The organism is Escherichia sp. WS1152 (genome assembly GCF_046487665.1).
GTDB classification, from domain to species: domain Bacteria; phylum Pseudomonadota; class Gammaproteobacteria; order Enterobacterales; family Enterobacteriaceae; genus Escherichia; species Escherichia coli.
Window position 1 is genome coordinate 40841 of the sequence record NZ_JBJQJA010000018.1, and the last position, 21183, is coordinate 62023.

General features: G+C 43.4%; 22 protein-coding genes. 7 read left to right on the forward strand and 15 right to left on the reverse strand.

Going from position 1 to position 21183, the window contains the following annotated elements; genetic code table 11:
• Position 1: 1 nt before the first annotated feature.
• The 7 genes from hisD to hisIE are packed head-to-tail and all read left to right on the forward strand — an operon-like array spanning position 2 to position 6130.
• On the forward strand, positions 2-1306 hold the full coding sequence (gene hisD, locus ACJHW7_RS20910; RefSeq protein ID WP_029397757.1) for a histidinol dehydrogenase: 1305 nt from the start codon (positions 2-4) through the stop codon (positions 1304-1306).
• A complete protein-coding gene (gene hisC, locus ACJHW7_RS20915) occupies positions 1303-2373 on the forward strand; it encodes a histidinol-phosphate transaminase (RefSeq protein ID WP_198440972.1) in 1071 nt (356 codons plus the stop codon). Before hisD ends, hisC begins: the two co-directional genes overlap by 4 nt.
• A complete protein-coding gene (hisB, locus tag ACJHW7_RS20920; protein WP_410233574.1) occupies positions 2373-3440 on the forward strand; it encodes a bifunctional histidinol-phosphatase/imidazoleglycerol-phosphate dehydratase HisB in 1068 nt (355 codons plus the stop codon). The genes hisC and hisB overlap by 1 nt, the downstream gene beginning before the upstream one ends.
• Entirely contained in the window at positions 3440-4030 is a 591-nt protein-coding gene (hisH, locus tag ACJHW7_RS20925; RefSeq protein WP_001103560.1) for an imidazole glycerol phosphate synthase subunit HisH, read from the forward strand. Before hisB ends, hisH begins: the two co-directional genes overlap by 1 nt.
• Positions 4030-4767, forward strand: coding sequence for a 1-(5-phosphoribosyl)-5-[(5-phosphoribosylamino)methylideneamino]imidazole-4-carboxamide isomerase (gene hisA / locus ACJHW7_RS20930; RefSeq protein WP_000586417.1), 738 nt, complete (start codon positions 4030-4032; stop codon positions 4765-4767). The genes hisH and hisA overlap by 1 nt, the downstream gene beginning before the upstream one ends.
• A complete protein-coding gene (gene hisF / locus ACJHW7_RS20935; RefSeq protein ID WP_000880193.1) occupies positions 4749-5525 on the forward strand; it encodes an imidazole glycerol phosphate synthase subunit HisF in 777 nt (258 codons plus the stop codon). Before hisA ends, hisF begins: the two co-directional genes overlap by 19 nt.
• Positions 5519-6130 (forward strand): bifunctional phosphoribosyl-AMP cyclohydrolase/phosphoribosyl-ATP diphosphatase HisIE, encoded by a 612-nt coding sequence (gene hisIE, locus ACJHW7_RS20940; protein ID WP_000954905.1) that lies wholly within the window; start codon positions 5519-5521, stop codon positions 6128-6130. Before hisF ends, hisIE begins: the two co-directional genes overlap by 7 nt.
• A gap of 96 nt (positions 6131-6226) precedes the next feature.
• Here the strand turns inward: hisIE and wzzB are convergent, their stop codons facing one another.
• The 15 genes from wzzB to rfbB all read right to left on the reverse strand — a co-directional run bounded on the left by wzzB (position 6227) and on the right by rfbB (position 21024).
• A complete protein-coding gene (gene wzzB, locus ACJHW7_RS20945) occupies positions 6227-7204 on the reverse strand; it encodes an LPS O-antigen chain length determinant protein WzzB (RefSeq protein WP_001400314.1) in 978 nt (325 codons plus the stop codon).
• A 145-nt stretch (positions 7205-7349) separates the two neighbouring features.
• On the reverse strand, positions 7350-8516 hold the full coding sequence (gene ugd, locus ACJHW7_RS20950; RefSeq protein ID WP_000704903.1) for a UDP-glucose 6-dehydrogenase: 1167 nt from the start codon (positions 8514-8516) through the stop codon (positions 7350-7352).
• Positions 8517-8765: 249 nt separating this feature from the next.
• On the reverse strand, positions 8766-10172 hold the full coding sequence (gndA, locus tag ACJHW7_RS20955; protein WP_000043445.1) for an NADP-dependent phosphogluconate dehydrogenase: 1407 nt from the start codon (positions 10170-10172) through the stop codon (positions 8766-8768).
• An 83-nt stretch (positions 10173-10255) separates the two neighbouring features.
• Positions 10256-10804, reverse strand: a complete 549-nt coding sequence (locus ACJHW7_RS20960) for a GNAT family N-acetyltransferase (RefSeq protein WP_000692618.1) — start codon at positions 10802-10804, stop codon at positions 10256-10258.
• A gap of 24 nt (positions 10805-10828) precedes the next feature.
• Entirely contained in the window at positions 10829-11686 is an 858-nt protein-coding gene (locus ACJHW7_RS20965) for a glycosyltransferase (RefSeq protein ID WP_410233575.1), read from the reverse strand.
• The gene (locus ACJHW7_RS20970) at positions 11686-12573 is read right to left on the reverse strand and encodes a hypothetical protein (protein WP_130559371.1); all 888 of its coding nucleotides are present in this window, start codon (positions 12571-12573) and stop codon (positions 11686-11688) included. The genes ACJHW7_RS20965 and ACJHW7_RS20970 overlap by 1 nt, the downstream gene beginning before the upstream one ends.
• A 413-nt stretch (positions 12574-12986) precedes the next feature.
• Positions 12987-13901 (reverse strand): glycosyltransferase family A protein, encoded by a 915-nt coding sequence (locus ACJHW7_RS20975; RefSeq protein WP_061356319.1) that lies wholly within the window; start codon positions 13899-13901, stop codon positions 12987-12989.
• Between the two features lie 23 nt (positions 13902-13924).
• Positions 13925-15175, reverse strand: a complete 1251-nt coding sequence (locus ACJHW7_RS20980) for an O-antigen translocase (RefSeq protein WP_061356320.1) — start codon at positions 15173-15175, stop codon at positions 13925-13927.
• Positions 15172-16275: a DegT/DnrJ/EryC1/StrS family aminotransferase gene (locus ACJHW7_RS20985; RefSeq protein ID WP_410233576.1), complete on the reverse strand. Its 1104-nt coding sequence runs from the start codon at positions 16273-16275 to the stop codon at positions 15172-15174. The genes ACJHW7_RS20980 and ACJHW7_RS20985 overlap by 4 nt, the downstream gene beginning before the upstream one ends.
• A gap of 19 nt (positions 16276-16294) precedes the next feature.
• Positions 16295-16696, reverse strand: a complete 402-nt coding sequence (locus tag ACJHW7_RS20990) for a sugar 3,4-ketoisomerase (RefSeq protein WP_061356322.1) — start codon at positions 16694-16696, stop codon at positions 16295-16297.
• Positions 16686-17243 (reverse strand): dTDP-4-dehydrorhamnose 3,5-epimerase, encoded by a 558-nt coding sequence (gene rfbC / locus ACJHW7_RS20995; RefSeq protein WP_061356323.1) that lies wholly within the window; start codon positions 17241-17243, stop codon positions 16686-16688. Before rfbC ends, ACJHW7_RS20990 begins: the two co-directional genes overlap by 11 nt.
• Before the next feature lie 18 nt (positions 17244-17261).
• Positions 17262-18068, reverse strand: coding sequence for a glycosyltransferase (locus ACJHW7_RS21000; RefSeq protein ID WP_061356324.1), 807 nt, complete (start codon positions 18066-18068; stop codon positions 17262-17264).
• Between the two features lie 38 nt (positions 18069-18106).
• Positions 18107-18982, reverse strand: coding sequence for a glucose-1-phosphate thymidylyltransferase RfbA (gene rfbA / locus ACJHW7_RS21005; RefSeq protein WP_061356325.1), 876 nt, complete (start codon positions 18980-18982; stop codon positions 18107-18109).
• Between the two features lie 57 nt (positions 18983-19039).
• The gene (rfbD, locus tag ACJHW7_RS21010) at positions 19040-19939 is read right to left on the reverse strand and encodes a dTDP-4-dehydrorhamnose reductase (protein WP_001023652.1); all 900 of its coding nucleotides are present in this window, start codon (positions 19937-19939) and stop codon (positions 19040-19042) included.
• Entirely contained in the window at positions 19939-21024 is a 1086-nt protein-coding gene (gene rfbB, locus ACJHW7_RS21015; RefSeq protein WP_000699443.1) for a dTDP-glucose 4,6-dehydratase, read from the reverse strand. The genes rfbD and rfbB overlap by 1 nt, the downstream gene beginning before the upstream one ends.
• Positions 21025-21183 lie beyond the last annotated feature (159 nt).

Here is a 21183-nt window from a genome sequence, read left to right on the forward strand (position 1 = left end):
CATGAGCTTTAACACAATCATTGACTGGAATAGCTGTACTGCGGAGCAACAACGCCAGCTGTTAATGCGCCCGGCGATCTCCGCTTCTGAAAGCATTACCCGCACCGTTAACGATATTCTCGATAACGTGAAAACGCGTGGCGATGAGGCCCTGCGGGAATACAGCGCGAAGTTTGATAAAACCACGGTTACCGCGCTGAAGGTGTCTGCTGAGGAAATTGCCGCCGCTAGCGAACGCCTGAGCGACGAGCTAAAACAGGCGATGGCGGTGGCAGTGAAGAATATTGAAACCTTCCACACTGCGCAAAAACTGCCGCCGGTAGATGTAGAAACGCAGCCAGGCGTGCGTTGCCAGCAGGTCACGCGCCCGGTCGCTTCAGTTGGGTTGTATATTCCTGGCGGCTCCGCCCCGCTCTTCTCAACGGTATTAATGCTGGCGACTCCGGCGCGTATTGCGGGCTGTAAAAAAGTGGTGCTGTGCTCACCGCCGCCGATTGCCGATGAGATCCTTTACGCGGCGCAGTTGTGCGGTGTGCAGGACGTGTTTAACGTCGGCGGCGCACAGGCCATTGCCGCACTGGCGTTTGGTACGGAATCTGTGCCGAAAGTTGACAAAATCTTCGGGCCAGGCAACGCCTTTGTCACCGAAGCGAAACGTCAGGTGAGCCAGCGTCTGGACGGTGCGGCGATCGATATGCCCGCAGGCCCGTCGGAAGTGTTGGTCATTGCCGACAGCGGCGCTACGCCGGATTTCGTGGCTTCTGATTTGCTTTCTCAGGCTGAACACGGCCCGGACTCACAGGTGATTTTACTGACGCCCGCTGCTGATATGGCGCATCAAGTTGCCGAGGCCGTCGAACGCCAACTGGCAGAACTGCCGCGTGCCGAAACCGCACGCCAGGCACTGAGCGCCAGCCGCCTTATTGTGACCAACGATTTAGCACAGTGCGTAGAGATCTCCAACCAGTACGGCCCGGAGCACCTGATCATTCAGACCCGCAACGCCCGCGACCTGGTCGATGGCATCACCAGCGCCGGTTCGGTATTTCTTGGTGACTGGTCACCGGAATCGGCAGGTGATTACGCCTCCGGAACCAACCATGTTCTACCGACTTACGGCTACACCGCCACCTGTTCCAGCCTCGGCCTGGCGGATTTCCAGAAGCGTATGACCGTGCAGGAACTGTCGAAAGAAGGTTTCTCCGCGCTGGCTTCGACCATTGAAACACTGGCCGCCGCCGAGCGCCTGACCGCCCACAAAAATGCCGTTACTTTGCGTGTTAACGCCCTTAAGGAGCAAGCATGAGCACCGTGACTATTACCGATTTAGCGCGTGAAAACGTCCGCAACCTGACGCCGTATCAGTCGGCGCGTCGTCTGGGCGGTAATGGCGACGTCTGGCTGAACGCCAACGAATATCCCACAGCCGTGGAGTTTCAGCTTACTCAGCAAACGCTCAACCGCTACCCGGAATGCCAGCCGAAAGCGGTGATTGAAAATTACGCGCAATATGCAGGCGTAAAACCGGAACAGGTGCTGGTCAGCCGTGGCGCGGACGAAGGTATTGAACTACTGATTCGCGCTTTTTGCGAACCGGGTAAAGACGCCATCCTCTACTGCCCGCCAACGTACGGCATGTACAGCGTCAGCGCTGAAACCATTGGCATCGAGTGCCGCACAGTGCCGACGCTGGAAAACTGGCAACTGGACTTACAGGGCATTTCCGACAAGCTGGACGGCGTAAAAGTGGTCTATGTTTGCAGCCCCAACAACCCAACCGGGCAACTGATCAATCCGCAGGATTTTCGCACCCTGCTGGAGTTAACGCGCGGTAAGGCGATTGTGGTTGCCGATGAAGCCTATATCGAGTTTTGCCCGCAGGCATCGCTGGCTGGCTGGCTGGCGGAATATCCGCACCTGGCTATTTTACGCACACTGTCGAAAGCATTTGCTCTGGCGGGGCTTCGTTGCGGATTTACGCTGGCAAACGAAGAAGTCATCAACCTGCTGATGAAAGTGATTGCCCCCTACCCGCTCTCGACGCCGGTTGCCGACATTGCGGCCCAGGCGTTAAGCCCGCAGGGAATTATCGCCATGCGTGAGCGGGTGGCGCAAATTATTGCAGAACGCGAATACCTGATTGCCGCACTGAAAGAGATCCCCTGCGTGGAGCAGGTTTTTGACTCTGAAACCAACTACATTCTGGCGCGCTTTAAAGCCTCCAGTGCAGTGTTTAAATCTTTGTGGGATCAGGGCATTATCTTACGTGATCAGAATAAACAACCCTCTTTAAGCGGCTGCCTGCGAATTACCGTCGGAACCCGTGAAGAAAGCCAGCGCGTCATTGACGCCTTACGTGCGGAGCAAGTTTGATGAGTCAGAAGTATCTTTTTATCGATCGCGATGGAACCCTGATTAGCGAACCGCCGGGTGATTTTCAGGTGGACCGTTTTGATAAACTCGCCTTTGAACCGGGCGTGATCCCGGAACTGCTGAAGGTGCAAAAAGCGGGCTACAAGCTGGTGATGATCACTAATCAGGATGGTCTGGGAACACAAAGTTTCCCACAGGCGGATTTCGATGGCCCGCACAACCTGATGATGCAGATCTTCACCTCGCAAGGCGTACAGTTTGATGAAGTGCTGATTTGTCCGCACCTGCCCGCCGATGAGTGCGACTGCCGTAAGCCGAAAGTAAAACTGGTGGAACGTTATCTGGCTGAGCAAGCGATGGATCGCGCTAACAGTTATGTGATTGGCGATCGCGCGACCGACATTCAACTGGCGGAAAACATGGGCATTAATGGTTTACGCTACGACCGCGAAATCCTGAACTGGCCGATGATTGGCGAGCAACTCACTAAACGAGACCGTTACGCCCATGTAGTGCGCAACACCAAAGAGACGCAAATTGACGTCCAGGTGTGGCTGGATCGCGAAGGTGGCAGCAAGATTAACACCGGCGTTGGCTTCTTTGATCATATGCTGGATCAGATCGCCACCCACGGCGGTTTCCGCATGGAAATCAACGTCAAAGGCGACCTCTATATCGACGATCACCACACCGTCGAAGATACCGGCCTGGCGCTGGGCGAAGCGTTAAAAATTGCTCTTGGCGACAAACGCGGTATTTGCCGCTTCGGTTTTGTGCTGCCGATGGACGAATGCCTTGCCCGCTGCGCGCTGGATATCTCTGGTCGCCCGCACCTGGAATATAAAGCTGAATTTACCTACCAGCGCGTGGGCGATCTCAGCACTGAAATGATCGAGCACTTCTTCCGTTCGCTCTCATACACCATGGGCGTGACGCTACACCTGAAAACCAAAGGTAAAAACGATCATCACCGTGTAGAGAGCCTGTTCAAAGCCTTTGGTCGCACCCTGCGCCAGGCCATCCGCGTGGAAGGCGACACCCTGCCCTCGTCAAAAGGAGTGCTGTAATGAACGTGGTGATCCTTGATACTGGCTGCGCCAACCTGAACTCGGTGAAGTCTGCCATTGCGCGTCACGGTTATGAACCCAAAGTCAGCCGTGACCCGGACGTCGTGTTGCTGGCCGATAAACTATTTTTACCCGGCGTTGGCACTGCACAAGCAGCGATGGATCAGGTGCGTGAGCGCGAGCTGTTTGATCTCATCAAAGCCTGTACCCAACCGGTGCTGGGCATCTGCTTAGGGATGCAACTGCTGGGGCGGCGCAGCGAAGAGAGCAACGGCGTCGATTTGCTGGGCATCATCGACGAAGATGTGCCGAAAATGACCGACTTTGGTCTACCGCTGCCGCATATGGGCTGGAACCGCGTTTACCCGCAGGCAGGCAACCGCCTGTTTCAGGGGATTGAAGACGGAGCGTACTTTTACTTTGTTCACAGCTACGCAATGCCAGTCAATCCGTGGACCATCGCCCAGTGTAATTACGGCGAACCGTTCACCGCGGCGGTACAAAAAGATAACTTCTACGGCGTGCAGTTCCACCCGGAGCGTTCTGGTGCCGCTGGCGCTAAGTTGCTGAAAAACTTCCTGGAGATGTGATGATTATTCCGGCATTAGATTTAATCGACGGCACCGTGGTGCGTCTCCATCAGGGCGATTACGGCAAACAGCGCGATTACGGTAACGACCCGCTGCCGCGCTTACAGGATTACGCCGCGCACGGTGCCGAAGTGCTGCATCTGGTGGATCTGACCGGGGCAAAAGATCCGGCTAAACGTCAAATCCCGCTGATTAAAACTCTGGTGGCGGGCGTTAACGTTCCGGTGCAGGTTGGCGGCGGCGTGCGTAGCGAAGATGACGTGGCGGCGTTACTGGAAGCGGGCGTTGCGCGTGTGGTGGTCGGTTCCACCGCGGTGAAATCACCAGAAAGGGTGAAAGGCTGGTTTGAACGTTTCGGTGCCGATGCCTTAGTGTTGGCGCTGGATGTCCGTATTGACGAGCAAGGCAACAAGCAGGTAGCGGTCAGCGGCTGGCAAGAGAATTCGGGTGTGTCGCTGGAACAACTGGTGGAAACCTATCTGCCCGTCGGCCTGAAACATGTGCTGTGTACCGATATCTCGCGCGACGGCACGCTGGCAGGCTCTAACGTCTCTTTATATGAAGAAGTGTGCGCCAGATACCCGCAGGTGGCATTTCAGTCCTCCGGCGGTATTGGCGACATTAACGATGTTGCTGCCCTGCGTGGTACTGGCGTGCGCGGCGTAATAGTTGGTCGTGCATTACTGGAAGGTAAATTCACCGTGAAGGAGGCCATCGCATGCTGGCAAAACGCATAATTCCGTGTCTCGACGTTCGTGATGGTCAGGTGGTGAAAGGCGTACAGTTTCGCAACCATGAAATCATTGGCGATATCGTGCCGCTGGCAAAACGCTACGCTGAAGAAGGTGCAGACGAACTGGTGTTCTACGATATCACAGCTTCCAGCGATGGCCGTGTGGTAGATAAAAGCTGGGTATCTCGCGTGGCGGAAGTCATCGACATTCCGTTCTGTGTGGCGGGTGGGATTAAGTCTCTGGAAGATGCCGCGAAAATTCTTTCCTTTGGCGCGGATAAAATTTCCATCAACTCTCCTGCGCTGGCGGACCCGACGTTAATTACTCGCCTGGCGGATCGTTTTGGCGTGCAGTGTATTGTGGTCGGTATTGATACCTGGTACGACGGCGAAACCGGGAAATATCATGTGAATCAATATACCGGCGATGAAAGCCGCACCCGCGTCACTCAGTGGGAAACGCTCGACTGGGTACAGGAAGTGCAAAAACGCGGTGCCGGAGAAATCGTCCTCAACATGATGAATCAGGACGGCGTGCGTAACGGTTACGACCTCGAGCAGCTGAAAAAAGTGCGTGAAGTTTGCCACGTCCCGCTGATTGCCTCCGGTGGCGCGGGCACCATGGAACACTTCCTCGAAGCCTTCCGTGATGCCGACGTTGACGGCGCGCTGGCAGCTTCCGTATTCCACAAACAAATAATCAATATTGGTGAATTAAAAGCGTACCTGGCAACACAGGGCGTGGAGATCAGGATATGTTAACAGAACAACAACGTCGCGAACTGGACTGGGAAAAAACCGACGGACTGATGCCGGTGATTGTGCAACACGCGGTATCCGGCGAAGTGTTAATGCTGGGCTATATGAACCCGGAAGCCTTAGATAAAACCATCGAAAGCGGCAAAGTCACCTTCTTCTCGCGCACTAAACAGCGAATGTGGACCAAAGGCGAAACGTCTGGCAATTTCCTCAATGTGGTGAGTATTGCGCCGGACTGCGACAACGACACGTTACTGTTGCTGGCGAATCCCATCGGCCCGACCTGCCACAAAGGCACCAGCAGCTGCTTCGGCGACACCGCTCACCAGTGGCTGTTCCTTTATCAACTGGAACAACTGCTCGCCGAACGCAAATCTGCCGACCCGGAAACCTCTTACACTGCCAAACTGTATGCCAGCGGCACCAAACGCATTGCGCAGAAAGTGGGCGAAGAAGGCGTGGAAACCGCACTGGCCGCGACTGTACATGACCGCTTTGAGCTGACCAACGAGGCATCTGATTTGATGTATCACCTGCTGGTGCTGTTGCAGGATCAGGATCTGGATTTAACGACAGTAATTGAGAACCTGCGTAAACGGCATCAGTGAGTTGCGGGGTAAGCGGATGCGATGTTGTTGTCGCATCCGGCAAAAAAAACGGGCAAGGTGTCACCACCCTGCCCGTTTTCTTTAAAGCTGCAAAGATTACTTCGCGTTGTAATTACGCAGAGCATTACGCCCCAACACAATCCCCGCGCCAACCATGCCGCCCAGCAGCACCGCCAGAATCAAGGTAATTGCCTTTTTCGGGCTATCGCGACGAATAGGTAACGTCGGTTTCATCACATAGCGGTAAGCATGAATATCAAGATCATCAACTTTTAAGCTTTCGATATCCAGCAGGTTTTGACGAGTCTGATAGTAGTTTGATGAGAACACCAACGGACGAGTCGCCTCGTGCTTAATCATCGACTCCAGCGCTTCGCTCCCCAAAAGGAACATAGTATCTTGGGTTACGTCCTGTGTCTGCTGAATCTGCGGCTTTGTCACCTGCGCCTGATTCGCATACTGCAACGCTTCCTGAATCTGACGGATACGCAGATCTTTCTGCTCCTGCGCAACCACTTCCTGCGTTCTTAAAGAGTCCTGCAAGTTTTTCCGTCCCAGAGCAATGTTGTCCTTGAGATCCTTTTCTAGCTCTTGATTCACTTTATCGTCAACTTGCTGAATGTATTGGGCCAACTTCATTTGTGCGCCCTCTGCAGTTTGCCCAACATAAGAAACAGTCAATGGTAATTGCTGGTTCTTAACAGAAGGTTCGATGGTAAGCTTTTCTGGCTCTTCCTGATTATCCAGCGTTTCTGCTAATGCAGAGAAGGCAGAACTGAAGCGACCAATCAACGTTTCCTGTAAATCCGATACTTTCGGCGCAGCCTGACCATAGATAACATTCATGGCATTGTTATAGCCAGCAATTTGCCCCACGTCGGGCTGAGTGATAATTGCTGTTGACGTCCATTTCTCCTTCGCTACTGCCAAATATCCAATAGCCAGGGCAATAGCCACAATGACGGAAATGATGATTGTCATCTTGCCACGCCACAACTGCACTAGTAAATCAATCAAATCAATCTGTTCCGGGTCATGGTTTTGCCCAGAAACATTATTATTTTCTACTCTCATCATTACCCTAACTGACGGAAATTTCCAAGTCCGCATAGTTTAGCGATAATCCCCGTGAATGCTATAGGATAAGCGATAAAAATAATGAATTATTGCGGAGGTAACAAAAGACAATCAGGGCGTAAATAGCCCTGATAACAAGATGTTAGTCGCTGCCAAAGAGATCGCGGGTGTAGACCTTATCTGCCACATCCCTAAGCTCTTCTGCCATTCGGTTAGAGATAATGACGTCGGCTTGTTGTTTGAAGGTGGCGAGATCACGTTCCAGGCGAGAATTGAAGAATGAGTCTTCTTTCATCACTGGCTCGTAGATGATCACTTCAACACCTTTCGCCTTGATACGTTTCATAATCCCCTGAATAGAAGACGCACGGAAGTTATCTGAACCACTCTTCATAATCAGACGATAAATACCGACCACTTGCGGCTTGCGTGACAAAATGGCATCGGCAATAAAATCTTTACGCGTGCGGTTAGCATCGACAATTGCCGAGATCAGGTTATTCGGCACAGACTGATAGTTCGCCAGTAACTGCTTGGTATCTTTCGGCAAACAATAACCACCATAACCAAACGACGGGTTGTTGTAATGGTTGCCAATACGCGGATCGAGACAAACGCCTTCGATAATCTGGCGAGTATTCAGACCTAAACTTTCTGCGTAGCTATCCAGTTCGTTAAAGTATGCCACGCGCATCGCCAGGTAGGTGTTTGCAAAAAGTTTAATCGCTTCTGCTTCGGTCGAATCGGTAAACAGGGTCGGGATATTTTGCTTAATCGCGCCTTCCTGTAACAACGCAGCAAAACGTTCTGCACGTTCTGAACGCTCACCGATGACAATACGTGAAGGATGGAGATTATCGTAAAGGGCTTTACCCTCACGGAGAAATTCCGGAGAGAAAATAATATTTTCAGTACGATATTTCTTATGCATCGCTGCGGTAAAGCCAACGGGTACCGTTGATTTGATGACCATAACCGCATAAGGATTTATCGCTACTACGTCCTTAATTACTGATTCTACACTCGATGTATTGAAATAATTAGTTTTAGGATCATAGTCGGTTGGAGTGGCGATGATGACATAATCAGCATCCCGGTAGGCTTCATTTTTATCTAATGTGGCATTAAAGTGTATTTCATCTGATTGCAAAAACTGCTGAATTTCCTTATCAACAATAGGAGATATCCGATCATTCAGCATAACAACGCGTGACGGTAAAATATCTAATGCCACAACCTCATGATTTTGAGCGATTAGAAGCCCGTTTGACAAGCCTACATAGCCAGTACCGGAAATGGTGATTTTCATTTCATGCTCTCAGAATTAACTTAACTGTGAATCATGATGTTTTTAGCATCCTGATAAGAGCTAAAAGTTTTAACGCTACGTTGTTCGATGGTCAACGCAACGAAAAACAATTCAGATTTTCTTTATAAGAATAGCTGATATTTATTAAGTTAATATTAAGCAGTGAAAATTAGTCTATAAGATAATTGGCAAAAAAAAAGCCCGGGGCAATATACGCCGGGCCTCAATTTTATTGTTGGTTAAATCAGATTAATCCAGCCATTCGGTATGGAACACACCTTCTTTATCAATGCGCTTATAAGTATGTGCACCGAAATAGTCACGCTGTGCCTGGATCAGGTTCGCAGGAAGAACAGCGGCGCGGTAGCTGTCATAATAGGCAACCGCAGCGGCGAAGGTCGGAACCGGGATACCGTTCTGTACTGCGTAAGCGACGACATCGCGCAGCGCCTGCTGATAATCATCGGCAATTTGCTTGAAGTACGGAGCCAGCAGCAGGTTAGCGATCTGCGGATTTTCGGCATAGGCATCGGTGATTTTCTGCAGGAACTGCGCACGGATAATGCAGCCAGCACGGAAAATCTTCGCGATTTCGCCGTAGTTCAGATCCCAGTTGTACTCTTCAGACGCCGCACGCAGCTGAGAGAAGCCCTGAGCGTAAGAAACGATTTTGCCCAGATACAGAGCACGACGAACTTTTTCGATGAACTCACCTTTGTCGCCAGCTGGCTGCGCTTGCGGGCCAGAGAGAACTTTAGATGCGGCAACACGCTGCTCTTTCAGAGAAGAGATATAACGTGCAAACACAGACTCGGTAATCAGCGACAGCGGTTCGCCGAGATCAAGCGCGCTCTGGCTGGTCCATTTACCGGTACCTTTGTTAGCCGCTTCATCCAGGATCACATCAACCAGGTAGTTACCGTCTTCATCTTTTTTGGTGAAGATGTCTTTGGTGATGTCGATCAGGTAGCTACTCAGTTCACCGTTATTCCACTCGGTAAAGGTCTGTGCCAGTTCTTCGTTAGAGAGATTCAGGCCGCCTTTCAGGAGAGAATAGGCTTCAGCAATCAGTTGCATATCACCGTATTCAATACCGTTGTGAACCATCTTCACATAGTGACCCGCGCCATCGGCACCAATATAGGTAACGCATGGCTCACCGTCTTCAGCCACTGCGGCGATTTTAGTCAGGATCGGCGCAACCAGTTCATAGGCATCTTTCTGGCCACCAGGCATAATGGAAGGACCTTTCAGCGCGCCTTCTTCACCACCGGAGACACCGGTACCGATAAAGTTAAAACCTTCGGCAGAAAGCTCACGGTTACGACGAATGGTATCCTGGAAGAAGGTATTACCACCATCAATAATGATGTCACCTTTATCGAGGTATGGCTTGAGGGAATCAATAGCAGCATCCGTGCCTGCACCTGCTTTCACCATTAACAGGATGCGACGAGGCGTTTCCAGAGATTCAACAAACTCTTTCACCGTATAGTAAGGAACCAGTTTCTTGCCTGGATTTTCGGCAATCACTTCTTCCGTCTTTTCACGGGAACGGTTGAAAATAGAGACGGTATAACCACGGCTTTCGATGTTGAGCGCAAGGTTGCGCCCCATCACTGCCATACCGACTACGCCGATCTGTTGCTTTGACATTGTTTACTCCTGTCAGGGGGGAGATTAATAATCTGAATATACAAATAATGAATGCGCATGACTAAAATAAATACAGCTTGAAATTACAGTTCCTCAAAAACAATAGAATTAGGCAAAAACCTCTTGTAACGATGCAAAGATTGTATAATATTATCTTCATCTATGTCATAAAGAAAATCGTCTTTAGTTTCACCAACTTTAAATGCCCCAAATCTTTCATGAAATTTGCAAACCGATTTATTCCCTTTTCTCACATCGAAATGGGCGGATTTAAATCCACGCATCAACGCGTATTGGTATATTATAAGAGCCGACTCAATCGAGGCATTAGAATGTGCCTTGTCGCTGAGTATCCATGACCCCCAACAAAACGATAATCCCTGCAAATCATATATCCTTACAGTCCCAATATCCTCCCCTCTCTTGTTTTTTATAATAAAGTAGGCCTGTTTGTTATCGCGGCTATATGTAGCAAGCCATTTTCTTTGGTCCTCTAAAACCGTACTTGTTTTTGATAAAAATCTTGACTTAGAGATATTTGTACGTAACGAAAGAATAAATTCGGCATCATTTTCACAAGCATTAACCAAGTCAATAGTATAACCATAGATTATTTTTGCTTTAATTTTCATGAGTATCCCTAATAAGATAATAATCTAATTTATTGGACCATATTTCCCGCGAATAAAACTTAGAACCCCCCGCGTAGCATATTTTAATCTTAACACCTTATTATCAAAGAAAAAAGGAATAAGAATAAAATATTTTATCCCAAGTTTGAAAATCTGCGATATCTTCCAAGGGAAAGGGGTATATTCACGAATGCACATATTAAGCACATTCCTAAATTGATAATAATGTCTGATAGGTGCGCCATAACCAGCATTTATTATATTTAACCTCCCAGTACCAAGTTGATGTGTTAATATGGCCTTTTGAGACAGTACTATTTGCACGCCCTTTGATATCGCGCGCCAGCCCCATTCAAAATCAACACAGTCAATAAATAATTTTTCATCGTGTAAACCAACTAAATCAAAGTGGCTTTTATTTATCAAAGTGCCCGAACTTGTAACATCACGGCAATTATATATGAAATCAAAAAGTTTCTTATCATATTTTGCTAAAGAGTTTCCTTTTGCATCACAAGGATTTGCACATATTACAGGCAAACATTTAATATTTTCAGTAACAAAACCCCTAACTATTAAAAGCGAACTAATCATAGTCGGATGAGGAAGACTATCATCATCAAGAAGCAATATGTCCTCATAGCCCATGTTTAATCCTAATTTAATACCATCATTCTGTGCTTTTGCTATACCTACATTGCCGCCCATTGATATATATTTAACTGAATGAATCTCGCATAATTCTTGTATTCTTTCACGTGTGTTCTGTTCTGTTGAATTATCAGACACTATTATATCAGCATCAATACATACTATATTAAAAATTTTTTTCAACTTCTGCAAATCAGAATTATACGTAACAATCACAGCTAGAACACTCATTACCCAATCCTTTTACGAGATAATGTTGAAAGAACTAATAATAAAAATAACAGCATATATATGTCAACGATATACGCTAACCCAACAGATGGATTAAGCATTAAAGGTAATGAGCGACAATATAACGCAGATACAAAAGCAACAATTACAGTCGGCGCATGATAGCAAGAATATTTTAATTTATTAAGCGAACCTAAAACCACGCCTATAACAATAGAAAAAATCACGCCACCTATATAACCAAAATAAACAAGCCCCGCTATATCGAAATGTGCAGTGGGACCACGCATTATATCATCATCCGGGTACCAATATAGCCATATTTGGCGACCAATATCTCCATTTGAGAAATCTTGCCCAAATAATCGGCTCATAAATGAATTTCCAAAAACATTGGAAAAAAACTGAAGCACAGGGAAATTGATATTTATATCATCAAGAACCCGCTGGGTAAGAGATAAATAGTAGGAATCCCCATTCGCCAAGATGCGCAATATAAAAAGTTCTAATGTAACAGGCGCACCTGGAATATATTGCGAATTCTGGTAGCCTATTCCATCTGATAATTTTTGCAACATAAATAAAATAAATAAAAATAACGCAACCAAAAATACACCAGCCAGCACTATAGTTTTCAAATGTAATTTAATTTTTATCCTTTCCCCAACAAAACCAGCAACAAACATAACATACATTTGCTCAAGCAAAGCAAACTTAGCGCCAGAAAAAAATGCCGAAACACAAGAAAAAACTAATGCAATAATAAGGTACTTCTTTTTCCCAAGCCTAATGTAATTTATATACATCCACGCTGCAATTATTAGTCTCAAGGCATCCATTATTCTCACAATTGGGCCAAGACCTTTATTCGCGTCAAATCGTGACAATAGGAGACCAGCTATTGATACCTTTGATAAGTAAATCAGCAGCATAGCGAAATATATAAACCACAATAACTGAAGTATAAACCTTTCATTATATCGGATGGAATAACCCAATCTAATAAATAGTCCTGCATGCTTACTTCTTCTTATTGATGATAGACTATAACTCACAAAAAAAACAACATTGCTGATTAATAGATATGAAAAGTAATCGTCTGGAATATAGTCATGTATGTATAAAAGTAAAATAACTGCGTATGATGTGCCAAATGTAAATGTGTAATAAAAATGGAAAGGATCAAGAATATAACCCACTGTCTTTTTTGATAAAAGAAATAACAATATACAAATAGTGAATAAGTATATCAAGAACTCCAAGCTATTGTCGAATAAGAAATCAAAAAAGAGATAATCCCTCACTTTGATAATCTCCGAGAAATCCACTTAATTATATGTACGAAGAAATACTTTGCAAAATAAAAAAATAACTTTTCACAAACAATAACTTTAATTATTTTCTTTATTGCTTTATTGTTTTTTTCGCGTAAAGATAGTAAAAAGTAGAAAGCATACTGGTTTGAAATCGCATCTTTATAATACTTTAGTGGGACTATTGATTTAAATGTTTCTTCAACCATAGACAATTGTTTTAATAAATTTTTGTATGTATTAAACTGATGCTGCCGATAGAAAGAAACAACAAGATCAGCAAAAAAAAATATATTCCCCCTATCAAAAGAATTTCTCATAAATAATTTAACAAACATCGGATAATCATCCCATACAAGCTTGGAATCCCATCCTCCAACATCTCTCAAACAAGCCGTTTTAAAAATAGTGCTTTGTAACAGCAACGGTTTGGGGAAATTTATAAAAATATCCTTCCTGATCTCGCTATCTTTTTTAGAGAAGAAGTCAAAATGTTCTTTTCCATAAACTTTTTGCTCGGGTGTTTTTCCAGTATATAACACGTAAGCATTTCCAATTGCTATATTCATGTTTTCATGTGCCAGCATTGTCTGAAACATTGAAGTGAATCCATAAGGGTTAATAATATCATCTGATGCGATAAAGAATGCATACTCTGTATCAATAAGCTTAAGCGACATATTTAAAGAGTCTACTAAACCGGCATTTTCCTTTCTGAAAAACCTAGTGATAGATTGATAATTATATCTTTCAATATATTTTTCAATAATCTCGCATGATCCATCAGATGACCCATCATCGATAATGATCACTTTTTTTTGCAAATTTACATTATATACAGAGTTTAGTGTTTCTACTATAAACTCGCGATGATTATACGATAAAACTATTAAGGTTATCACAGCCCCCCCTTCAATAATAAAGATTAATTTTTTATAGCTTTATTCAGTAGAATATATACACATATGAAATATAATATATAATTTAGTACATATGCTAAATTAGCTCCATGTACGCCATATTTTTTTATAAAAAAATAACTTAAAAGAACCAAGGTTATGGTGAACACAATCTCGGTAAATACAAATAGTTTTGTTGATTTTTTTGCTATCATTGGATAGGCGTATACCCAGCTAATAACTTTTATAACATCACCTATTAATTGGATTTTAAATAACTCCCTTGCCTCTCTGAACTGTTCAGTATACAATAATGAAATTGAGAAATCCCTTAGGATATATACCGCAACAGCCATCAATGAAACTATTGGTAATACAATTGATGCGACAGATTTTACTTCACGAACCAAAGAGTTATGATCATATAAAGAACTGAGTCTTGGAAGATAGTAAACTGATAGCCCCATTGTAATTACACTCAAATAAGCCTCAGATATTTTCCAAACAGCTTGCCACTCCCCAGCATTTTTCCAACCGGTATATTCTATTAAAAAGCCTCTAATTAAAATCATACCTAATGGTAACGATACAGCACTAACTATAGCCATAAATATATATTCTGCTATATTCTTCTTAACATCTGTGCTAATTTTACCTATTAAATAGCCAATCTTCAGCCAAGGCTGATATATATTAATAATGAAAGATATAATTCCTATTAAAGCATATTGAAGTGAAGCACCAACTAACGCGCCAACTATACCGAAATTAACAATCACAAAGATCATTATTAGACCTGAAAGTACAGAAGCTATAATGCCTGTATAAACATACTGCTTGTAGCTTTCTAAACCGTTCAATATTGAATTAATTAGCGTCCCTATAGATGTTATAGGAGCTACAAATACCATTAATAAAACGATCCAGTAATTATCACTATGTCCAAAAAGAAGTAAGGATATCTCCTGCGCATAAAAACATCCGACTATAATTATAATTGTAGAGAAACACATAACATATAAGATTGATGCTCGCCAGTATGGCGAGCATTTTTCAAAATCATGACTATTTTCTGATGTGAATTTTATAACCCCATTACCTACGGGTGAATTTATAATCCCGTTTAAACTTAAAATAACACTTTGCATTTGTCCTAGAAGAGCAACTCCACTGGTTCCTGCATACACTGCAACTATTTTTGAAATAGCAAACCCCATAACCATTTTTATAAGTGTCATGATACCGGAAAGTAAAGAAATGCTTAGTATTTTTTTCATGATTTAAAAGAATTTATTGAAGAAACTATTCTTTCGACATCCTTTTGTGTTAATGTTGAATCTAATGGAATAGACAGAACTTCATCATGAATCATCTCAGTAATAGGGAGAACTAAATTATTCCAAGACCTAAAGCAATTTTGCTTATGAGGTGGAATGGGATAATGAATTAATGTTTGAACCCCATTTTCAATTAAATGTTTAATCAGCAACTCTCTTTTTTTACATCGAATAACGAATAAATGCCAAACGTGATTTTCTTCGTTTTTTAAAGACGGCATGATAATATTTTTATTATCAATATTATTGATGTAATAATTAGCAATTTCCCGTCGAATATTAGTTTCATTATCTAAGTATTTCAGTTTAACGTTTAGTATTGCCGCTTGTATTTCATCAAGACGACTATTCACTCCATCATATAAGTTATGATATTTTTTATTAGAACCATAGTTTCGCAGCGCCTTGATCACAGCATTGAATTCATCGCAATTTGTAGTTATTGCACCGGCATCACCTAGAGCGCCCAAATTTTTTCCTGGATAAAAACTAAAACCAGAGGCATTTCCCCAGCCCCCTGCTCGTTTGCCATTGATAGATGCCCCATGTGCCTGTGCAGAATCTTCGAGTACTATAAGATCATATTTTTTTGCAATGGACATAATATCTTCCATTGGTGATATTTGCCCATATAAATGTACAGGTAAAATAGCCTTTGTTTTTTCAGTTATCGCATCAAGTATGTTTTGCTTGCTGAGGTTATAACTTTCTATTGAGGGTTCAACCAAAACAGGTTTTAAATTATTTGCAGTAATCGCCAAAATAGAGGCTATATATGTGTTAGCCTGAACAATGATCTCGTCACCATCCTTCAGTTTACCCAAAATCTTCCAAGTCTTAAGTGAAAGTGTTAATGCATCTAAGCCGTTAGCCACACCAATACAATGGCGAGTCCCACAATATTCTGCAAAGTTCCTTTCAAACGATTCAAGCTCATCCCCCATAATATACCAGCCCGAATCAATTACTCTTTTACAAGCTTCATTTAATTCTTGGCTATACTTTTGATTCAATGTTTTAAGATTTAAAAAATTAATCATCCTTACTCCTAATATCTTTTTATTTTTTGTGGGCTAACCGAATAAAATCATCATAATTTCTTACATAATCATCTTCATCGTAATGGCTATCGGCTAATATCATTAATACGCAATCATCCGAAAAGTCATACATCTCACGCCACATGAAGGATTCAATAAGTAAACCTTGGGCAGGATTATCTAAGAGTATTTCAATTCTTTCTTTTCCATCATCTAGCAGAAAGCGACAAGAGCCTCTCACTGCAATTGCAACTTGCATCAACTTTTTATGGGCATGTAATCCTCTTACAACATTTCTTTTAGTATTAAATAAATAGTAAACACGTTTGATTGTAAATGGGATATTATTTTCTTCTTCAAGGGCAACTAATGAACCTCTATCATCGCCATGTTTTTGAAGTGGAATAAATTTAATTTCCATATGCCATCTCTTGCTGCCATTCTTTTAAAGTTAAACCTTCTGCATCTTTTTCAGATAAAATTACATTATCTAACGGCCAGTTAATGTTTAGTGTTTCGTCATTCCAAATAATGCATTTTTCATTCTTTGGAGAATAGTAACCAGTAGTTTTATATAAAAATTCAGCTTCAAGGCTTAATGTTTGAAACCCATGGGCAAATCCTGCCGGGATCCATATTTGCCTTTTATTTTTTTCTGTCAATTCAATACCTATCCATTTACCATAGGTCTCAGATTGTGGTCTTATATCTACAATCACATCAAATACACTTCCTCTAATACATCTCACTAACTTTCCTTGGGCACAAGGTTCCTTTTGAAAATGTAATCCACGAATCACCCCTTGAATCGATTTAGAATGATTATCCTGTACAAAATCCTCAACAATGCCAGTGAGCTCTGTAAACTTTTTTTTGTTATAGCTTTCATAAAAAAAACCTCTATCATCTTCAAAAATAGCAGGTTCAAATATAAGTACATTTTCAATTTCAGTTTTTATAACTTTCATTTTTAATACTCCAAATAATTACTTTACCCTTGCTATCTTATATATCTCTTTCAAAATAAATATTGGCATCAGTCTCGGTAAACTTCTTAATATAAATATATATATACTCCTAGTGACACCTAAATACCCGAGTTCCATTTTTAATTTTGCCAGCTTTAGCTCGCTTCCTATATATTTAACTCCATGTCGTCGGGCAATCATATCGCGTCCAGCACGAACAGAAACTAAATTCTCGGGTATGTTTAATCCTTTATATCCCTTTGATATTAACCTTAACCATAAATTATAGTCCTCCATTAGATGATGTTTTTGATATCCACCTACTGACAGAATGGCTTTTTTTTTAAACATTACAGTCATATGATTGAAGGGGTTTTTTAATTTTATAGTATTTAATATTTCATTATATGTCTGTGGAACATGACGTACAGAAATTATATTTTTTTCAGCCCCTTCGAACTCTTCAATATAACTTCCAAGTATTGATAATTCATCATCCCTAGCAAACGTATTAATCTGTTTTTCAAATCTTTCTTCATTGCATATATCGTCTGTATCCATTCGTGCGACTATATCAAAAGTACAGTTGATTAATCCTTCGTTTAAAGCTTTGCCCAAGCCCACATTCTTCTCGAGCTTAACAATTTTTATGGGCAATAGTCTGGACCATTTATCTACAACACTTTCTAAGTGTATATTGATAGGACCATCATACACCATCACAATTTCATCTGCTAACAACGTTTGCCTTGAAAGGCTATTCAAACATTGATCCAAATATTCTGGCTTTTCTTTATCATATAAAGACATCAAAACACTAAACAAATTTCACCTCTATCTTTTTGTTTATCACAAATGTTAATTTATACATCAAGCATTGTATAAAGATATCTGCCATATGCATTTTTTGATAGAGATTCCGCTAGCTTTCTCACTTGTTTCGCATCTATAAACCCTTTACGGTAAGCAATTTCTTCCGGGCAGGAAACTTTCAGTCCCTGACGTTCTTCAATTGTTGCAATGAAGTTGCTTGCTTCAATAAGACTTTGATGTGTCCCCGTGTCCAGCCATGCATAACCACGGCCCATCATAGCAACAGACAAACGCCCTTGTTCCATATAAATACGGTTAATATCGGTAATTTCCAGTTCACCACGTGCAGATGGCTTAAGGTTTTTCGCCATTTCGACAACGTCGTTATCATAGAAATAAAGCCCTGTCACCGCATAATTACTTTTTGGCTGTAGCGGTTTTTCTTCCAGGCTAATTGCCGTACCGTTTTTATCAAACTCAACGACACCGTAGCGTTCAGGATCATTTACGTGATAAGCAAATACCGTTGCGCCACTTTCTTTGTTAACAGCTGCGTCCATTAACTTCGGCAGATCGTGACCGTAAAAGATATTATCACCAAGAACCAAAGCACAATCATCACCCCCGATGAACTCTTCACCGATGATAAATGCTTGCGCAAGACCGTCTGGGCTAGGTTGCACTTTATACTGAAGATTAAGCCCCCACTGGCTACCGTCGCCCAGTAATTGCTCAAAACGTGGTGTATCTTGTGGCGTACTAATAATCAAAATATCACGAATACCCGCCAGCATCAGGGTTGAGAGCGGGTAATAAATCATAGGCTTATCATAAATAGGCAGAAGTTGTTTACTCACGGCCATAGTCACAGGATAAAGACGTGTACCAGAACCACCCGCTAAAATAATACCTTTACGCGTTTTCATTTCATCATTCCTTTTAATTCATCTTGCTCCACCATCACGAACAAGATGCAAAAACTATTAAATTGCTGTAGTCGTAAATAATTCGTTGAGCATTCGTTTCACGCCAACCTGCCAGTCAGGCAAAACAAGCGCAAAATTCTGCTGAAATTTTTCTGTATTAAGGCGAGAGTTATGTGGACGACGAGCTGGTGTAGGATAGGCTGTTGTTGGTACTGCGTTGAGCTTGTTGAGTGCAAGGGGAATACCTGCTTTTCGTGCCTCTTCAAAAACCAGCGTAGCATAATCGTGCCAGGTTGTGGTACCACTGGCTACCAGATGGTACAAGCCTGCGACTTCTGGTTTATTCAGTGCCATACGAATTGCATGTGCCGTACAATCAGCCAGCAGTTCAGCACCTGTTGGTGCACCAAACTGATCGTTAATGACAGCTAATTCTTCGCGCTCTTTTGCCAGACGTAACATTGTCTTGGCAAAATTGTTTCCTTTACCTGCATATACCCAGCTGGTACGAAAAATAAGGTGCTTCGCACAATGCTCTTGTAATGCTTTTTCTCCAGCTAACTTGGTTTCACCGTAAACATTTAGTGGTGCGGTTGCATCAGTCTCCAGCCATGGAGTGTCGCCATTTCCAGGGAATACGTAGTCAGTTGAGAAATGAATTACCCAGGCCCCAACTTCATTAGCCGCTTTTGCAATTGATTCAACGCTGGTCGCATTGAGTAATTGTGCAAATTCGGGTTCTGACTCAGCTTTATCTACTGCGGTATGAGCCGCAGCATTAACAATAACATCTGGGCGAATTTTTTTGACGGTTTCAGCCACACCTTCTGGGTTGCTGAAATCGCCACAATAATCAGTGGAGTGAACATCAAGAGCAATCAAGTTACCCAGAGGAGCAAGAGAACGCTGTAGTTCCCAACCTACCTGCCCTGTTTTGCCGAAAAGGAGGATATTCATTACTTGCGGCCCTCATAGTTCTGTTCAATCCACGATTGATAGGCACCACTTTTCACATTATCAACCCATTTTGTATTGGACAGGTACCATTCCACTGTCTTCCGAATCCCGCTCTCAAACGTTTCCTGCGGTTTCCAGCCCAATTCGCGGCTAATCTTCTCAGCATCAATCGCATAACGGCGATCGTGTCCCGGACGATCGGCAACATAAGTAATTTGCTCACGATAAGATTGCTCTTTCGGTACAATCTCATCCAACAAATCACAAATAGTCAGCACAACATCGATGTTTTTCTTTTCGTTGTGTCCGCCAATGTTATAAGTTTCACCCGCTTTACCTTCGGTTACAACGGTATATAACGCACGCGCATGATCTTCAACATACAGCCAATCGCGAATTTGATCCCCTTTGCCATAAATAGGTAATGCCTTACCTTCCAGAGCATTAAGAATTACCAGCGGAATCAATTTTTCCGGAAAGTGATAAGGGCCGTAGTTATTCGAACAGTTAGTCACAATGGTCGGTAAACCATAGGTACGTTTCCACGCGCGGACTAAATGATCGCTGGATGCTTTAGATGCAGAATATGGGCTGCTTGGCGCGTAAGCTGTCGTCTCAGTAAAGAGGGGTAATTCTTCTTTATTATTTACTTCGTCAGGATGAGGCAGATCGCCATAGACTTCGTCAGTAGAAATATGATGAAAACGGAAGCTATTTTTCTTGTCGCTATCAAGAGCAGACCAGTAATTGCGAGCGGCTTCCAAAAGGACATAAGTACCAACAATATTGGTTTCAATAAATGCCGCAGGACCTGTAATTGAACGGTCAACATGGCTTTCAGCAGCCAGGTGCATCACTGCATCCGGCTGATGCTGAGCAAAAATCCGCGCCATTGCAGCAGCATCGCAAATATCCGAATGTTCAAAAACATAGCGTTCAGAATCAGAAACATCAGCAAGTGATTCCAGGTTTCCGGCGTACGTTAATTTATCGACATTAACAACACTATCCTGCGTATTATTTATAATGTGACGAACTACAGCAGAACCAATAAATCCTGCGCCACCAGTAACAAGTATCTTCACTTTTTTATTCCATATTACTTCAGAGCATGCTGTGAAATTAGCGGCTCTTAGTTTGATTAAGAGAGGTATTAATGCACGCTACCGCCCCTGGCTTTACAGCTACCAGAGCACTGCATGCATGCCTACGATGTGACGAGCGTTACCCACTCGCGCTTAACT

Excerpts from the sequence above, each read along its gene's own strand:
- hisF (WP_000880193.1), top strand. The coding sequence starts at position 4,749 with ATGCTGGCAAAACGCATAATTCCGTGTCTCGACGTTCGTGATGGTCAG.
- ACJHW7_RS20965 (WP_410233575.1), bottom strand. The coding sequence starts at position 11,686 with ATGAGTGTTCTAGCTGTGATTGTTACGTATAATTCTGATTTGCAGAAG.
- hisC (WP_198440972.1), top strand. The coding sequence starts at position 1,303 with ATGAGCACCGTGACTATTACCGATTTAGCGCGTGAAAACGTCCGCAAC.
- hisB (WP_410233574.1), top strand. The coding sequence starts at position 2,373 with ATGAGTCAGAAGTATCTTTTTATCGATCGCGATGGAACCCTGATTAGC.
- hisIE (WP_000954905.1), top strand. The coding sequence starts at position 5,519 with ATGTTAACAGAACAACAACGTCGCGAACTGGACTGGGAAAAAACCGAC.
- wzzB (WP_001400314.1), bottom strand. The coding sequence starts at position 7,204 with ATGAGAGTAGAAAATAATAATGTTTCTGGGCAAAACCATGACCCGGAA.
- hisA (WP_000586417.1), top strand. The coding sequence starts at position 4,030 with ATGATTATTCCGGCATTAGATTTAATCGACGGCACCGTGGTGCGTCTC.
- hisD (WP_029397757.1), top strand. The coding sequence starts at position 2 with ATGAGCTTTAACACAATCATTGACTGGAATAGCTGTACTGCGGAGCAA.
- ugd (WP_000704903.1), bottom strand. The coding sequence starts at position 8,516 with ATGAAAATCACCATTTCCGGTACTGGCTATGTAGGCTTGTCAAACGGG.
- rfbA (WP_061356325.1), bottom strand. The coding sequence starts at position 18,982 with ATGAAAACGCGTAAAGGTATTATTTTAGCGGGTGGTTCTGGTACACGT.
- rfbD (WP_001023652.1), bottom strand. The coding sequence starts at position 19,939 with ATGAATATCCTCCTTTTCGGCAAAACAGGGCAGGTAGGTTGGGAACTA.
- ACJHW7_RS20985 (WP_410233576.1), bottom strand. The coding sequence starts at position 16,275 with ATGATTAATTTTTTAAATCTTAAAACATTGAATCAAAAGTATAGCCAA.
- ACJHW7_RS20990 (WP_061356322.1), bottom strand. The coding sequence starts at position 16,696 with ATGGAAATTAAATTTATTCCACTTCAAAAACATGGCGATGATAGAGGT.
- ACJHW7_RS20960 (WP_000692618.1), bottom strand. The coding sequence starts at position 10,804 with ATGAAAATTAAAGCAAAAATAATCTATGGTTATACTATTGACTTGGTT.
- hisH (WP_001103560.1), top strand. The coding sequence starts at position 3,440 with ATGAACGTGGTGATCCTTGATACTGGCTGCGCCAACCTGAACTCGGTG.
- rfbC (WP_061356323.1), bottom strand. The coding sequence starts at position 17,243 with ATGAAAGTTATAAAAACTGAAATTGAAAATGTACTTATATTTGAACCT.
- gndA (WP_000043445.1), bottom strand. The coding sequence starts at position 10,172 with ATGTCAAAGCAACAGATCGGCGTAGTCGGTATGGCAGTGATGGGGCGC.
- ACJHW7_RS20980 (WP_061356320.1), bottom strand. The coding sequence starts at position 15,175 with ATGAAAAAAATACTAAGCATTTCTTTACTTTCCGGTATCATGACACTT.